This is a genomic window from Ruegeria sp. C8 (assembly GCF_056537565.1).
Genome location: NZ_JBQFRV010000013.1, coordinates 94,121 through 108,941 on the forward strand (window position 1 = coordinate 94,121; position 14,821 = coordinate 108,941).

Annotated in this window: 18 protein-coding genes and 1 riboswitch; of the genes, 9 read left to right on the top strand and 9 right to left on the bottom strand. The window is 57.8% G+C overall.

What is annotated here, in order from left to right:
- Nucleotides 1-23 precede the first annotated feature (23 nt).
- The gene (aat, locus tag ACR0KL_RS16785) at nt 24-656 is read left to right on the top strand and encodes a leucyl/phenylalanyl-tRNA--protein transferase (protein WP_170678320.1); all 633 of its coding nucleotides are present in this window, start codon (nt 24-26) and stop codon (nt 654-656) included.
- Here the strand turns inward: aat and ACR0KL_RS16790 are convergent.
- The 6 genes from ACR0KL_RS16790 to ACR0KL_RS16815 form a co-directional block, all read right to left on the bottom strand.
- Entirely contained in the window at nt 611-979 is a 369-nt protein-coding gene (locus tag ACR0KL_RS16790) for a DUF2155 domain-containing protein (RefSeq protein ID WP_170643074.1), read from the bottom strand. The genes aat and ACR0KL_RS16790 overlap by 46 nt on opposite strands.
- Entirely contained in the window at nt 976-1,428 is a 453-nt protein-coding gene (gene mlaD / locus ACR0KL_RS16795; protein WP_170468107.1) for an outer membrane lipid asymmetry maintenance protein MlaD, read from the bottom strand. Before mlaD ends, ACR0KL_RS16790 begins: the two co-directional genes overlap by 4 nt.
- A gap of 13 nt (nt 1,429-1,441) precedes the next feature.
- Nucleotides 1,442-1,825, bottom strand: coding sequence for an NADH:ubiquinone oxidoreductase subunit NDUFA12 (locus ACR0KL_RS16800; RefSeq protein ID WP_170468109.1), 384 nt, complete (start codon nt 1,823-1,825; stop codon nt 1,442-1,444).
- Between the two features lie 79 nt (nt 1,826-1,904).
- The gene (locus tag ACR0KL_RS16805; RefSeq protein ID WP_170678318.1) at nt 1,905-2,270 is read right to left on the bottom strand and encodes a RidA family protein; all 366 of its coding nucleotides are present in this window, start codon (nt 2,268-2,270) and stop codon (nt 1,905-1,907) included.
- A gap of 164 nt (nt 2,271-2,434) precedes the next feature.
- A complete protein-coding gene (gene clpX, locus ACR0KL_RS16810; RefSeq protein WP_170374874.1) occupies nt 2,435-3,703 on the bottom strand; it encodes an ATP-dependent Clp protease ATP-binding subunit ClpX in 1,269 nt (422 codons plus the stop codon).
- Between the two features lie 133 nt (nt 3,704-3,836).
- Nucleotides 3,837-4,469, bottom strand: coding sequence for an ATP-dependent Clp protease proteolytic subunit (locus tag ACR0KL_RS16815; RefSeq protein WP_170374872.1), 633 nt, complete (start codon nt 4,467-4,469; stop codon nt 3,837-3,839).
- Between the two features lie 324 nt (nt 4,470-4,793).
- On the opposite strand from ACR0KL_RS16815, the gene ACR0KL_RS16820 reads away from it, so the two are divergent.
- Together ACR0KL_RS16820 and ACR0KL_RS16825 are read left to right on the top strand one after the other, a co-directional pair.
- The gene (locus ACR0KL_RS16820) at nt 4,794-5,138 is read left to right on the top strand and encodes a metalloregulator ArsR/SmtB family transcription factor (protein WP_170374870.1); all 345 of its coding nucleotides are present in this window, start codon (nt 4,794-4,796) and stop codon (nt 5,136-5,138) included.
- A 120-nt stretch (nt 5,139-5,258) separates the two neighbouring features.
- Entirely contained in the window at nt 5,259-5,396 is a 138-nt protein-coding gene (locus ACR0KL_RS16825) for an entericidin A/B family lipoprotein (RefSeq protein WP_170374868.1), read from the top strand.
- A gap of 1,332 nt (nt 5,397-6,728) precedes the next feature.
- Here ACR0KL_RS16825 and ACR0KL_RS16830 read toward each other — a convergent pair.
- Nucleotides 6,729-7,181, bottom strand: a complete 453-nt coding sequence (locus ACR0KL_RS16830) for a hypothetical protein (RefSeq protein WP_170637311.1) — start codon at nt 7,179-7,181, stop codon at nt 6,729-6,731.
- Nucleotides 7,182-7,418: 237 nt separating this feature from the next.
- Between ACR0KL_RS16830 and ACR0KL_RS16835 the strand changes: the two genes are divergently transcribed.
- From ACR0KL_RS16835 to ACR0KL_RS16860, 6 genes are all read left to right on the top strand, one after another.
- Nucleotides 7,419-9,296, top strand: a complete 1,878-nt coding sequence (locus ACR0KL_RS16835; protein WP_170678314.1) for a DEAD/DEAH box helicase — start codon at nt 7,419-7,421, stop codon at nt 9,294-9,296.
- Nucleotides 9,297-9,384: 88 nt separating this feature from the next.
- A riboswitch (cobalamin riboswitch) is annotated at nt 9,385-9,576 on the top strand.
- Nucleotides 9,577-9,661: 85 nt separating this feature from the next.
- Nucleotides 9,662-9,883: a glutaredoxin-like protein NrdH gene (gene nrdH / locus ACR0KL_RS16840; protein ID WP_170374861.1), complete on the top strand. Its 222-nt coding sequence runs from the start codon at nt 9,662-9,664 to the stop codon at nt 9,881-9,883.
- A 15-nt stretch (nt 9,884-9,898) separates the two neighbouring features.
- Nucleotides 9,899-10,312, top strand: a complete 414-nt coding sequence (gene nrdI / locus ACR0KL_RS16845; protein ID WP_480777305.1) for a class Ib ribonucleoside-diphosphate reductase assembly flavoprotein NrdI — start codon at nt 9,899-9,901, stop codon at nt 10,310-10,312.
- Nucleotides 10,294-12,417 carry a class 1b ribonucleoside-diphosphate reductase subunit alpha gene (gene nrdE, locus ACR0KL_RS16850; RefSeq protein ID WP_480777292.1) on the top strand — a complete coding sequence of 708 codons (2,124 nt, stop codon included), beginning with the start codon at nt 10,294-10,296 and terminating at the stop codon, nt 12,415-12,417. The genes nrdI and nrdE overlap by 19 nt, the downstream gene beginning before the upstream one ends.
- Before the next feature lie 11 nt (nt 12,418-12,428).
- A complete protein-coding gene (gene nrdF, locus ACR0KL_RS16855) occupies nt 12,429-13,400 on the top strand; it encodes a class 1b ribonucleoside-diphosphate reductase subunit beta (protein WP_480777293.1) in 972 nt (323 codons plus the stop codon).
- Nucleotides 13,400-13,786: a nucleoside triphosphate pyrophosphohydrolase family protein gene (locus ACR0KL_RS16860; protein ID WP_170768505.1), complete on the top strand. Its 387-nt coding sequence runs from the start codon at nt 13,400-13,402 to the stop codon at nt 13,784-13,786. The genes nrdF and ACR0KL_RS16860 overlap by 1 nt, the downstream gene beginning before the upstream one ends.
- Before the next feature lie 92 nt (nt 13,787-13,878).
- On the opposite strand, the gene ACR0KL_RS16865 is transcribed toward ACR0KL_RS16860, so the two are convergent.
- Nucleotides 13,879-14,385 (bottom strand): lipoprotein, encoded by a 507-nt coding sequence (locus tag ACR0KL_RS16865; protein WP_170678304.1) that lies wholly within the window; start codon nt 14,383-14,385, stop codon nt 13,879-13,881.
- 208 nt (nt 14,386-14,593) lie between these two features.
- Nucleotides 14,594-14,761, bottom strand: coding sequence for a 50S ribosomal protein L33 (rpmG, locus tag ACR0KL_RS16870; RefSeq protein ID WP_037309480.1), 168 nt, complete (start codon nt 14,759-14,761; stop codon nt 14,594-14,596).
- Nucleotides 14,762-14,821: the final 60 nt, after the last annotated feature.

Here is a 14,821-nt window from a genome sequence, read left to right on the forward strand (position 1 = left end):
CGCCCGGCCCTTGGATGTTCCTCATGAGTCTGTCACCAGAACTTTTGCTGCATGGCTATTCGATCGGCATCTTCCCGATGGCCGAGCATCGTGATGACCCGGACCTGTTCTGGGTCGACCCCAAATTCCGCGGCGTTTTCCCGCTGGACGGTTTCCACATCTCGCGCAGCCTTGCAAGGCGGATACGAAGATGCGGCTTTTCCATCTCGATCAATCAGGATTTTGAAGGCGTCGTCGATGGGTGTGCCGATCGTGCGGACACATGGATTAACGCCGAGCTGCGCGACCTGTATCGACAGGTGTACAACGCAGGCCAAGCACATTCTCTGGAAGTATGGGAAGATGACCAGCTTGTCGGAGGCGTTTTCGGAGTGGCCTTGGGCGCTGCCTTCTTTGGTGAGAGCATGTTCTCACGTCGCACCGACGCCTCGAAAATCGCGCTGGCTTATCTGGTGGACCGCCTGCGACAGACCGGTTTTCAGCTGTTCGATACTCAGTTTCTGACTGCCCATCTGGCCTCACTCGGCGCGATCGAAATCCCCCGGAGTGACTATAGAAAAGCGCTGGAAGAAGCGATTGGCGATAGCGCCGAGTTTGCGGCCGAGGTGCCTCAGTCCGCCGACGGAGTGATACAGCGGATCACCCAAACGTCGTAACGCGAATGGTCCAAGGCGTTCAGTGCCGGAGAGGTCGCGATCATCCAACCGTCGAACAACTGCTCCGCCTTGCCCTGTTCCCATATGGTCAGGAAGGCAAACGCATCCCCGGTCGGGTTATCGACGGGATAGCGGCAATCCCCCAAAGCGACATCCAGACCAAAGACGGCCTGTGTCTGACCAGTCTGCAGCTCAACATCCACGGTCTGACCGTTGACCTTATCCAAGCCGCGCAACATCGCGCCGGGTCCGGACTGAACCGTTTGCTGAGCTGTCGCGGATGTCGCGGCCAGCGTCAAAGCAAATGCCAAAGCGCGCATCATTCGCTGCCGTCTCCGGCGACGAACTTCACAAGCAACGAGATCAGGCTGACCGCGCCCTGTGTATCTTCGATTTGATCGCCGGGCTCAAAATAGAACGGAGAACCGCCTGGCATCACCTCAACAAAATTGCCCCCCAACAGCCCTTCGGAAGAAATCACGATGGCGCTGTCATCTGGCACGAGGACACCATCCGCGACCGAAAAGGTCGTATCAGCGCGGTAGGTCTCAGGGTTCAGGGTCACGTCGGTAACGGTCCCGATTTTGACACCCGCGAGGCGCACATCGGTTCCGACATTGACCCCTTCCAGCGACCGGAAGGACGCCCCAAGCTCATATCCGGCACTGCCTTGTGACAGGCCGGTGGATTGGCTGGCATAAACACCAAACGCGACGGCGCAGGCCAAGACGGCACCGCCGACGAATACTTCGGTCCAGTTGTGGGTCGACATTGCTCGCCTCGTCTTATTCCGGGCTCCAGGCCTCGTAGTCCTTGCGCTCAACAGGCTCTGCCCGGCGCAATGACCCCGCAGGGGTGTAAGCAAGCGCGGTGCCTGTCAGGTTCTCCTGATGCGGTTTTTCCCAGGCCTTGTGCGCCAGCGGTTTGTCTGTCGGCGGCTCATCCCAGGTGCGGTGAAGCCAACCATGCCAATCTGGATCAACCCTGCTGGCTTCAGCCTCACCATTGAAAATTACCCAGCGTTTGCTGTCATCGGCGGTTCTATAGAAGACGTTGCCTTCATTGTCCTCACCAACTTTAACACCTTTACGTGCGGTGAAAATCTGCGTGTTCAGGGTTGCCCCGTTCCACCAGGTTACGGCCCGCAAAAAAGTGTTCAGGATGCCCATGATCCGCCTCCGGCAATTCGGTCCCGAGAAGGTATGACCCAAAGGCGCGCCAAGGTCCAGTACCCGCCGCGTGACTGCGTCACTGCGGCAATAAAGCGGTCACTTCGATCTCGATCCGGTATTTGGGGTCGATCAAACCGCATTCAATCATCGTCGCGGCTGGAGGATTGGCTCCAAAAACCTCGGATAACACGGGCCAGCAAGGCTCGAACTCGGTCCGGTCGGGCAGCATGTAGGTCACACGAACAACATCGGCGAAACCTGCGCCCGCCTCATCCAAGGCTTTCCCGATGACGTCCAATGCTGATCTGCATTGATCGACAACGCCACTACCCTGCCCAACAGTGCCGGAAACGTGAACCCACCCTCCGGCCACCACTGCTCGGCAATAGCCAACCTTGCCCTCAAATTCACCACCTGAAGAGATACGCTTGATTGCGGACACGGCTCATTTCTCCGAGAATTTGAATGTCATGAGGTTTTGCGAGGCTCTACCTCGCGCTCCGGGATATTTATGGCCAGATGAAGTAAAGGATCCCCTGTTCATCTGGTTGGAAATACCTCGGGGGACGCGCCTGAAGGGCGGCGGGGGCAGCGCCCCCTTACCCCTTAACCAGCTGACGCCGACTCTGGCACGGCATCCGCATAGATGATCAAGGGTTGCGAGTCAGAGGTCACGGCTTCTTCGTTTACCACCACTTCGGTCACATTTTTGAGGCCCGGAAGTTCAAACATCGTATCCAGCAGGATATCTTCGAGGATCGAACGCAGCCCCCGAGCGCCGGTTTTTCGCTCGATCGCTTTCTTGGCGATCGATTTCAGCGCCTCATCGGTAAAGGAAAGTTCAGCATCTTCCAGCTCGAACAAACGCTGGTATTGTTTGACCAGAGCATTCTTGGGTTTGGTCAGGATGGTGACCAGAGCGTCCTCGTCCAGATCCTCCAACGTCGCCAGAACCGGCAGACGACCGACGAATTCCGGGATCAACCCGAATTTCAGCAGATCTTCCGGCTCGAGATCCTGGAAGATTTCGCCAACGCCACGCTCGTCATTGTCGCGCACGTCAGCGCCAAAGCCCATTGCCGAACCCTTGCCGCGTTGCGCAATGATCCGATCCAGACCGGCAAAGGCGCCGCCACAGATGAACAGGATATTGGTGGTGTCGACCTGCAGGAACTCCTGCTGCGGATGTTTACGTCCACCCTGAGGTGGAACCGAGGCGACGGTGCCTTCCATCAGTTTCAGCAGCGCCTGCTGCACACCTTCACCCGAGACGTCACGGGTGATCGAGGGGTTTTCGGACTTACGGGTGATCTTGTCGACCTCGTCAATATAGACGATGCCGCGCTGTGCGCGTTCCACATTGTATTCGCTGGCCTGAAGCAGCTTCAGGATGATGTTCTCAACATCCTCACCCACATAGCCAGCTTCGGTCAGCGTCGTCGCGTCGGCCATAGTGAACGGCACATCCAGAATACGTGCCAGCGTCTGGGCTAGCAGCGTCTTGCCGCAACCGGTCGGACCGATCAGCAGGATGTTCGACTTGGCCAGTTCAATATCACTACCCGCTTTCTGGGCGTGGTTCAGACGCTTGTAGTGGTTGTGGACCGCAACCGACAGAACCCGCTTGGCTGTGGCCTGACCGATCACATAGTCGTCCAGAACCTCACAGATATCCTTAGGTGTCGGTACCCCGTCCGAGGATTTCAGACCGCTGGCCTTTGTTTCCTCGCGAATGATGTCCATGCACAGCTCGACGCATTCATCACAGATGAAAACGGTCGGGCCTGCGATCAGCTTGCGCACCTCATGCTGGCTTTTTCCACAAAAGCTGCAGTAGAGCGTGTTTTTGCCGTCACCGCCTGAATTCGTCGCCATGATCTACCTTTCGGGCTTCGTCTCTGCGCCCCTACCTGTGGGGCACGCTTGCGCATGTTCGTGCAGCTTAGGCCAGCGCTCTGGCGGCTACAATCTCAAAATGGCCCTGCGCTTGGCGCGCGGGACGCGTTTCTTAGGCCTCTTCCGTATCCATCTTGGCACGGTTTTCGACGATCTCGTCGATGTGACCCCAATCCTTGGCCTCTTCGGGACTCATGAAATTGTCACGATCCAGAGCCTTTTCAACGGACTTCTTGGTCTGACCGGTGTGACGTACGTAGATGTCATACAAGCGATCTTTCAGCTTCTGTGTTTCAGCGGCATGGATCATGATATCGCTGGCCTGACCCTGATATCCGCCGCTGGGCTGGTGAACCATGATCCGGCTGTTGGGCAGCGAAAAGCGCATGCCCGCCTCGCCGCCAGCCAGCAAAACCGACCCCATCGAGGCCGCCTGACCGATGACCAATGTGGAACATTTCGGCTTGATGTACTGCATTGTGTCGTAAATCGACAAACCGCTGGTCACCACACCGCCGGGCGAGTTGATGTAGATCGAGATTTCCTTGTTCGGGTTTTCCGCCTCAAGGTGCAGCAACTGCGCGACGATCAGATGGCTCATACCGTCGTGAATCGGACCGTTAATGAAGATAATCCGTTCTTTGAGCAGGCGCGAGAAAATGTCATAGGCGCGCTCCCCCCGGCTGGTCTGCTCAACGACCATGGGCACGAGCGTATTCATATAGGTATCTACTGGATCGAACATTCGGAACCTGCCTGCTTTGCTATGGATCGGGACATTATCCCAACAAGAGTTACCCGAGTCTTAGTGTCGCCACTGGGGGGCTGCAAGGGGGGCCAGCAAGAACGACCTTGCAAACTGTTCGCAAGATACGGCGGCCCTTGTCTTCAGGTCCCACCTCACAGGGGCCGAAAACGGCGCTTTTTTGTTCACCGCTTCTTTGATCACAGTATTTTGATGCATGCATATGGGCGTAAAAGTGCAAAATAAGTAAATTGGATGTACTTATCCGGAAAGAAGTATATCTCTGGCTCCACCCACAGCGGGATAGTAAGGAACGAAGTTTAGATGGCACTCCCCCAAGTAACCCAGGACACCCCCTCGGCAGAGCTTGACCACATGGTCGAAAACGCGTCGCGGGCGGCGAATTTTCTGAAGGCGATTAGCCACGAAGGGCGTCTGATGATCCTGTGCCATCTGGCGTCGGGCGAGAAATCTGTCACCGAGCTTGAGACTCTGTTGTCCGCCCGCCAGGCCGCCGTGTCGCAGCAATTGTCGCGCTTGCGGTTGGAAGGGCTGGTGACGCCCCGCCGCGACGGCAAAGCGATCTATTACCGACTGGCCGATGACAAGCCCCGTCGGATGCTGGAAACCGTCTATGAGCTGTTCTGCAGCGAAAACACAGGGCACTAACAGTTTGCCCGGCAGGCCGCAGGCGTAGACGCAGCGCGACCCCCGGTAAACCGCAAAAGTGCTAGCCTCCTCAGTAAGATACTGCTACCGAAGGCCTGATCGAGCATGAAGGAGAAAAACATGATCCGCGCAATTCTGATTGGCCTGAGCCTATTTGCATTGACCGCCTGCGAAACCGCCAAAGGCGCGGGCAAAGACATCGAAAAAGCGGGCGATGCGATCCAAAACGCAGCCTCGGACGTGCAGGAAAACCTCTGATTTACGCCTTCATCTTGCGGATCGCAGGATGACGCACGCAATATGTTGTTGATGCGGTAGGCTGAACTGGCTATTGTGCAAGGACAGGTGCATAGACGCGGCATTGCATCATCTGACGTTAACACGGGGCTCTTTTGCACATGCGAAAGAGCCCCGTTCCCATTCTGACGAGGGGTGGGTGGTAGCCTGCATGAAGCCAGCGGGGGAAAAGGCGTCAGGTGCGCAGACGCGGTCTTTGCATGCGCCCTTGCGGGCAACCCCTGACGCCTTACCCGGACGAAGTTTGTCCTAAGACCACTTCGATCCAGTTGCCCCGGCCCCCGAAGGAACCGCAGCCGCCGCCACAAACTCGAAAGTCGCCGCGACGCACAAAGCCCATTTGAGAAGATGATCCGTCGACCCAAGGCACGAAGCCCCAACTCGATGCACCACCCACCGGTAAGCCCTTGCAATAGAACGTCAATCCTAAGATCAGCCTTCCCTGCGCAGACCCCCTTGGCCTTTGCATCCCGCCTTCTGATCCGACGAACTCCAGCGGTGAAACCAATCTTGCATTGCACCCGTTATCGGGCAAGAAAATAGCACCGCAGCATGGAAATCAGACGGGGATAAGTTGTTGATATCTGCCGGGAGGGTACTGTGGATAACTCCGGATTTCTCGAGAACCACGCAGGTTTAGAATTGCAAAACTCTTTTCGCCAAACTCTGACCGGAAAATTGTGATTTGCTGCAGGTGCAAACGGCAACCTACGACAAACTGATCGCAAATTGCAGAAACTGGCAACGCCGCACCGTCCGCAAAACCGAATCGTTCGGACTGAAACAGGGCTAAATTCCCTACATACTCACCTGCGCTGTCGAGCATATGTAAAAGACGGTTTCAGAGTGAGGCCTGCGCCCGGTACTGTTTCTTAACCGACGCATTTAAAAACGCCGACTGTGCTGACGTCGGTCGCGGAGGCAGAGCAGATATGTTCGCAAAAGATCGACTGGACAAATCCTCCCAGCAGAATCTGCGGCATTCGGCGGACAAGATGCCATACTTCTGAAATGGAGCTTGGACCGGACGGCGAAATTTCACCACGCGCGACCCCGCGCTGAAGGTTCGCGAGATCCGAATAACCCGGGCCGAGGAACACCGCGTGTAAACCCGGCATATACTGGATCCTGTCGCGCGCGGCGAAATCACCGGCCGGTCCGCCTCCTCCCTGTGGAGACGAGTATTCCGATATTGAGAAGCGTTCCGACCCGGACGGTTTACCTACTATTCTGTCGTCGTCAAAATCAGGCGACAGTCTGTACCCCCTACAGTCCGGCCGGGCCGGAAACGCTTCAGTTCACCTGACGTTCCAGAACGGTGCTGTAGGTAGTTCCAGTCCGCAGGCTACGGAAATCCGCATAAATTCGCCCGTCCTCGTAGCGCGCGTCGATCAAAGCGTTCACGCCAATCGCCGGCTCGGCCGAGCTTTCGACGATCCCGATTTTTCCCGAGCCATCCTGGCTGATGGAACCGGTGGCCTCGTACATCGTCCAGTCATCCATGGCATTGCGACGCCACATACTCGGCCCCCAGAAGACATTGTCGTTCTGAGCCTGAATTTCGAGCACCCATTCCGACTGGTTAAATCGCGGCGCATCGCCGGTAGCCGAATTCGACGGCGAAACCGTGGTCTGGCTGGCCGTCCAAATACCGCGCAGATCAGGTGTGGTTTCAGCGGCAGCGGCAGTGCCAAGGGCTAGGCTCGTGGCCAGAGCGGCTGCTCCGGCAGTCATAAATCTGGTCATGGTCTCTTTCTCCCTGAAATCGGTGCCATCTTTGGCTGTGTTCAACAGATTGGGAGGAGTGCGACGGATTACAACTTTCCTGAAGGAACCTTCATCAAGCGTTTATGCTCTGTTTGATCGCACAGGTCGCTTTCCACACTATACATCCGGCGCCTCACTCGGTAAGGAGTGCCCTTCGACGATCATCCGCGTAATAGACGCTCTGAGGGTGACCGCAGCATCCCAAAGAGCCGAGCCATGAATCAGACACTTCAAGACGCCCTTGATCGCAAAGGGTATGACACGCTGACCCCTGTCCAAACCGCCGTATCCGCGCCCGACTTAGAAGGTCGCGACATGTTGGTTTCGGCACAGACCGGATCGGGGAAAACCATTGGCTTCGGCCTTGCCATCGCCCCGACCATACTGGGCGACGTGGATGTATTCGATGGGGCTGGCGCGCCTTTGGCGCTGGTCATCGCGCCGACGCGTGAATTGGCGATGCAGGTCAAACGCGAATTGGCATGGCTTTATGCGGATGCAGGCGCGTTCATCGCGTCCTGTGTCGGCGGCATGGATATGCGAGACGAGCGGCGGGCGCTGGCCCGTGGCGCGCATATCGTGGTCGCAACGCCGGGCCGCCTGCGCGACCATATCATGCGCGAGTCGATTGACCTGACTGCTGTGCGCGCCGTGGTTCTGGATGAAGCCGATGAAATGCTCGACCTGGGCTTCCGCGAAGATCTTGAGTTCATTCTGGAACAGACACCGTCCGAGCGTCAGACACTGCTGTTTTCCGCGACGGTTCCCCGCGCCATCGCCTCCCTCGCCGCGCGGTATCAGCACGATGCCGAGCGGGTCAGCACCGTCAGCGAGCGCACACAACATGCCGATATCGAATACCGCGCGATGAACGTGGCCCCGCGCGATGGTGAGAATGCAATCATCAACGTGTTGCGGTTCTACGAGGCCCCCAACGCCATCATCTTCTGCAACACCCGCGCCATGGTCAGCCGCCTGACGGCGCGGCTGTCGAATCGTGGATTCTCGGTCGTGGCCCTGTCCGGCGAGCTGACGCAAAGCGAACGTTCGAACGCGCTACAAGCCATGCGCGACGGACGCGCCCGCGTCTGTGTGGCGACCGATGTGGCCGCGCGCGGCATCGACCTGCCGAACCTTGATCTGGTGATCCATGCGGAACTGCCGAACAGCCATGAAACGCTGCTGCACCGCTCGGGGCGAACCGGACGCGCCGGGCGGAAAGGCGTCAGCGCGCTGATCGTACCGCCTGCATCGTTCAAAAAGGCGCAACGCCTGCTGAAATTCGCTAAGCTGACCGCCGAGTGGGGGTCTGCGCCCTCGGCCGACGAGGTTCAGGCGCAGGATATGCAGCGGATTTTCAGCTCGGATGATTGGACCGTGGATGTGACCGAGGGGGAAAGTGCTCTGGTCGACGATCTGGTCTCGCGCTTTTCGCCGCAACAGCTGGCGGCGGCCTATCTGCGTCAATACGGGCGCAAGCACTCCGCCCCCGAAGAGCTGAGCGACACGCCGGATGCAGCGGCAAAACCGAACGTGCCCTTTGGCCCAAGCGTGTGGTTTTCGCTGTCGGAGGGACACAACGAAAACGCCTCGCCTCGCTATTTGCTGCCCATGTTGTGTAAGGCGGGCAAGATCACCAAAGACGATATCGGCGCGATCCGCATTGCTGACACAGAAAGCTATATCGAGATTCGCGAAAGCAGTGTCGAAGGTTTCCTGAAGGCCATCGGCCCCAAAATGACGGTCGAAGGCACCAAGACCATCGTGCAACTGGACGCGCCGCCCGCCCTTTCCGGTGGTGGCCGCAAAGGCCCCAAGCGCGACTTCAAAGGCAAGAAGCGCCCCGAACGTGCTGAACGCCAGGCCCGCGCGGCTGAGCCTCAACCCGCAAAACCACACCGGAAACCGGCCGAGAAACCCAAGCCCGAAACGCGCCCCAAACGGGAAGAGGTGCCCTCGGGCGATCAGCATAAGAAACCCGCGCGCCGTCCGAAAGGCCCGCCTCCGCCCAAAGGCAAGCCAAGCAGCAAGAAAAACCGCGCGCGGGCGGCTGCGATGAAGGGTGGCAACGCGATGCCCAAGCGGAAAAGGTAGACCGCCTTAGCGCACGTGGCTGGTTGTGCAAGCGAAGAAATTTATTTTCTTCGCCACACCATATATTGACAACATGCCACCACCAACCCCAATATGGTGTTGCTTCGGTTCTTTCGATTCCTGTTGAAAGCTAAGAGGGAAACCGGTGAAAAACCGGCGCTGCCCCCGCAACTGTAAGCGGAGAGTTCGACTGAATACGCCACTGAAAGCGTGCTTTTGGGAAGGCCAGTTCGAACGTCAATCCGCGAGCCAGGAGACCTGCCGTAAGCAAAGAAAGAGAACCGCGAACGGAGGGTTCGGGGGCGTGTTCAGGGGTCATTTTGCCCGCAGCGTCCTCGGCATTCATTAAAAGGACAGAGGACGACATGAGCATTACCGTATATTCCAAACCCGCATGCGTACAATGCACCGCCACCACCCGCGCGCTGGATGCAAAAGGCATCACCTATGACGTCATCGACCTGACCCAGGACGACAGCGCCATGACCCATGTGACCGAGTTGGGCTATCGTCAGGCCCCTGTCGTTGTGGCAGGTAGTGATCACTGGTCGGGTTTCCGCCCGGACATGATCGCCCAACTGGCCTGACCCATGGCCGCGCCGATCCCGGCGCTGGTCTATTTCTCATCGAAATCCGGAAACACCCACCGCTTTGTCTCGCGGCTGGGCCTGACCTCTTTCCGCATTCCGAATGGAATGGACCCGCTGCCTGACCCCGGACACCCTTACGTGCTGATAAGCCCCACCTATGCCGATGGCGAAGGGCGCGGGGCGGTTCCGAAACAGGTGATCCGGTTCCTGAACAACCCGGACAGACGTGCCGGGATCGTTGGGGTGATCGGCACAGGCAACCGCAATTTCGGTGCGACCTACGCTTTGGCCGGTCGCATCATCGCCCAGAAATGCAACGTACCGCTGCTCTACACGCTCGAGCTGGCCGGAACAGAGACCGACATCGCCCGCGTCCGCGCCGGGCTGGAAAAACTAGGGAGACACCTATGCTCGACAGCAGCGTAAACGAGCAGGACTACCACGCGTTGAACGCGATGCTGAACCTCTACGATGGTGAGGGAAAGATCCGGTTCGATGCCGATCGTATGGCCGCGCGGCAGTACTTCCTGCAGCACGTCAACCAGAACACCGTGTTCTTCCACTCGCTGGACGAAAAGCTCGGGTATCTGGTTTCCGAGGGCTATTATGAAGAGGCCATTCTGGACCAGTATTCCAAGAACTTCATGCGTAAGATCTGGGATGCGGCCTATGCCAAGAAGTTCCGGTTCCCGACCTTTCTGGGCGCGTTCAAATATTACACCTCTTATACGCTGAAAACCCGTGACGGGCAGCGGTTCCTGGAACGCTATGAGGATCGCGTCGTCATGACCGCGCTGGCGCTGGCACGCGGTGATGAGGCGCTGGCCCTGTCCTTCATGGAAGAAATCCTCGACGGCCGCTTCCAGCCCGCCACGCCCACCTTCCTGAACGCGGGCAAAGCCTCACGCGGGGAGTTGATCTCGTGCTTCCTGCTGCGGCTTGAGGACAACATGGAGAGCATCGGACGCGGCATCAACTCGGCCCTGCAACTGTCCAAACGCGGTGGAGGTGTAGCGCTGCTGCTGACCAACATCCGCGAGCACGGCGCGCCGATCAAGGGCATTGAGAACCAATCCTCCGGCGTGATCCCGGTGATGAAACTGCTGGAGGACAGCTTCTCTTACGCCAACCAACTGGGTGCGCGGCAAGGCGCGGGTGCGGTCTATCTGAACGCGCACCACCCGGACATCATGCGCTTTCTCGACACCAAGCGCGAAAACGCGGATGAGAAAATCCGTATCAAAACGCTGAGCCTTGGCGTGGTCATCCCCGACATCACGTTCGAGCTGGCGAAAAAGAACGCCGACATGTACCTGTTCTCGCCGCATGACGTGGAAAAGGTCTATGGCGTGCCGTTCTCGGAAATCTCGGTAAGCGAGAAGTATCACGAGATGGTCGATGACAAGCGCATCCGAAAATCCAAGGTCAATGCGCGTGAGTTTTTCCAGACCATTGCCGAGATTCAATTCGAATCCGGTTACCCCTACGTGATGTTCGAAGACACGGTGAACCGGATGAACCCCATCGCGGGCCGGATCAACATGTCGAACCTGTGTTCCGAGATTTTGCAGGTCAATGAAGCGTCCGAGTTCAACGATGACCTCAGCTATTCGCATCTGGGCACGGATATCTCCTGCAACCTCGGCTCGCTGAACATCGCCAAGACGATGGATGGTGGCGATCTGGGCCGCACTGTTGGCGCTGCGATCCGCGCGCTGACGGCGGTGTCCGAGATGTCGGCAATCGACTCGGTCCCCTCGGTGCGTCGTGGCAATGATGAAAGCCACGCGATTGGTCTGGGGCAGATGAACCTGCACGGGTTTCTGGCGCGCGAACATATCCACTATGGCTCTCCCGAGGGTGTCGAGTTCACATCCGTGTACTTCGCGGCCATGGCCTATCACGCGATCCGCACCTCCTGCGATCTGGCGCAGGAGCGTAAGGCGTCGTTCAAGGGGTTCGAGGCCTCCGACTATGCCTCAGGCACCTTCTTCGACAAATACACCACCCGTGACTGGCTGCCCGAAAGCGAGCGGGTGAAGGCTCTGTTCGACGGCATGACCCTGCCCACACGCGACGACTGGGCAGCGTTGAAGGCCGATGTGATGAAACACGGCCTCTATAACCGCAACCTTCAGGCCGTGCCACCAACCGGGTCGATCAGCTATATCAACAACTCGACTTCTTCGATCCACCCCATCGTCTCGAAGATCGAAATCCGTAAAGAGGGCAAGATCGGCCGCGTCTACTATCCGGCGGCTTTCATGAGCAATGAAAACCTCGAATACTACCGCGATGCCTATGAGATCGGCCCTGAGGCGCTGATCGACACCTACGCGGCGGCCACCGAACATGTGGATCAGGGACTGTCGCTAACCCTGTTCTTCCCGGCCGAGGCCACGACCCGCGATATCAACCGCGCGCAGATCTACGCGTGGAAGAAAGGTATCAAAACCATTTATTACGTGCGTCTGCGCCAGGAGGCCCTTGAAGGGACTGAGGTGCAGGGCTGCGTATCCTGTTCGTTGTAAGGGGAAACGATATGAAAGACATGATCCATACCAAGATCCCCCGCGCCATCAACTGGAACCGGCTGGAGGATGACAAGGACCTTGAGGTCTGGAACCGACTGACGGTCAATTTCTGGCTGCCCGAGAAAGTGCCGCTGTCCAACGATATCCAAAGCTGGGCAACGCTGACGGATCACGAAAAGCAGTTGACCATCCGCGTCTTCACCGGCCTGACCCTGCTGGACACGATCCAGAACACGGTCGGTGCCCCTGCTTTGATGCCCGATGCCGTCACTCCGCATGAAGAGGCCGTGCTGACCAACATCGCCTTTATGGAGGCGGTGCACGCGCGCAGCTATTCCTCGATCTTTTCGACGCTCTGTTCGACCAAGGAGATCGACGAGGCGTTCCGCTGGTCCGAAGAGAATCCCCATCTGCAGGCCAAGGCTGAGGCGATCCTGAACACATACGCTCCGGGCAACGATCCGCTGAAACGCAAGATAGCGTCGGTGTTTCTGGAAAGTTTCCTGTTCTATTCCGGCTTCTACCTGCCAATGTACTGGTCCAGTCGCGCCAAGCTGACCAATACCGCAGACCTGATCCGCCTGATCATCCGGGATGAGGCCGTGCATGGTTATTACATCGGCTACAAGTTCCAGCGCGGTTACGAGAAGCTCTCCGAGGCGGAACAACAGGAGTTGAAGGACTATGCCTTTGGCCTGATGTTCGAGCTTTACGGGATCGAGAACCAGTACACCGAGGAACTCTATGATGAGCTCGGCCTGACCGAGGATGTGAAGGTCTTCCTCCACTACAACGCCAACAAAGCGCTGCAAAACCTCGGCTTTGAGGCCCTGTTCCCGCCCGAAGTCTCCGAGGTCAACCCGGCGATTCTGGCGGCCCTCAGCCCGGACAGCGAGAACCACGACTTCTTCTCGGGCTCCGGATCCTCCTATGTCATCGGCAAGGCGGTTGCGACCGAGGACGAAGACTGGGATTTCTGATGGCAAAGGACACTCTGACCATCGTTCGGGACTGGCACGAAGCCTTCGACGTGCCGGTCGTGGAGACGCCAGCAATCCCCGAGACGCGTGCGCAGATGCGGTTGGCGATCCTCGAAGAGGAAGTCGCGGAGCTGCGCGCTGCGGTGGAGGATGGCAATCTGGTCGAAGTGCTAGATGCCCTGTGTGACATCCAATATGTGCTGGACGGCACCTTTCTGGAATTCGGCCTACACAGTGTCAAACAAGCGGCGATGGAGGAAGTCCACGCCTCGAACATGTCCAAGCTGGGCGCCGATGGGAAACCGGTTCTGCGCGAAGATGGCAAGGTGCTGAAAGGTCCGGCTTTCCGCCGGCCCGACCTCGCCCGCATCCTTGAGGATGGCTAACACCGCCTTGATTGGGACGAATAGCTATCGGTGCAAATGAACAGGGCGGGTAAATCCCCGCCCTTTTTCACGTCAACTGATCTTTGACCGGATCAGCTGCAGTTCAGCGGAACCGCAAAGCCCGAGCTGCGATCGGATGAGCCCTTGCTGTAGACATCTCCTGCAGGCAGGCAACCGGTAAAGCGTTCGGTCTCTCTACCAAACGCCGCCCCCACAGAGTTATCGACCCGAGTGCTGTTTGAGCGAGTCCGAACGACTCCGAACAGGGTACCGTTCACATTCACCGTGCTCAGATACAGGTTCTGACTGCTTCCTGATAGTTCCACTGCGTTTGCAGGCGACTGACCGCCATTGTCGATCGCCACACCGGCAATCCTATCGATCCCGACCTTGTCGGACAGGACCGAGACGGTGGGCAATTCCGCAAGCTCGGCCGGGACATTGGTCGCTGGCGGTAAGAAGGCAACGGCTCCCGGAACATCGGACACCGTGCGCGGTTCACCATCAATCCCGGTGAACCCGACACCTTGGCGATTGAAGGGGTCTTCACAAGCCGTGAGAGTCAAAACAGCGATTGTCGGTAGCAAGATTTTTTTCATGACGGTCAACATTTTGTGGCGATTTGCTAAACCGTAGCGGTAGCGAGATGTAAAAAGCAAGCCGCGGCAGGTGCGAAGGGGCCTGGCGCTGATGCGTCCCTGCAACGGACCTGTTCCCTTCGCATGGCCGCACCAGCGTACGCGTCCAAAAGAAAAAGGGCTCTGACAACTCAGAGCCCTTTTCAAAATGTCCAATTGGAACGGCAGATTACTTAATCTTGCCTTCCTTGTACTCGACATGTTTCCGAACGACCGGGTCGTATTTACGAATGGTCATTTTCTCGGTCATCGTACGCGCGTTTTTCTTGGTCACGTAGAAGTGGCCCGTGCCCGCGGTCGAGTTCAGGCGGATCTTGATTGTCGTCGGCTTCGCCATGGTTATCTCCTGCGTCCGAAAAGGCAGGGCCTTCCGGTTGAATTCCTATGAGCGTGCGCT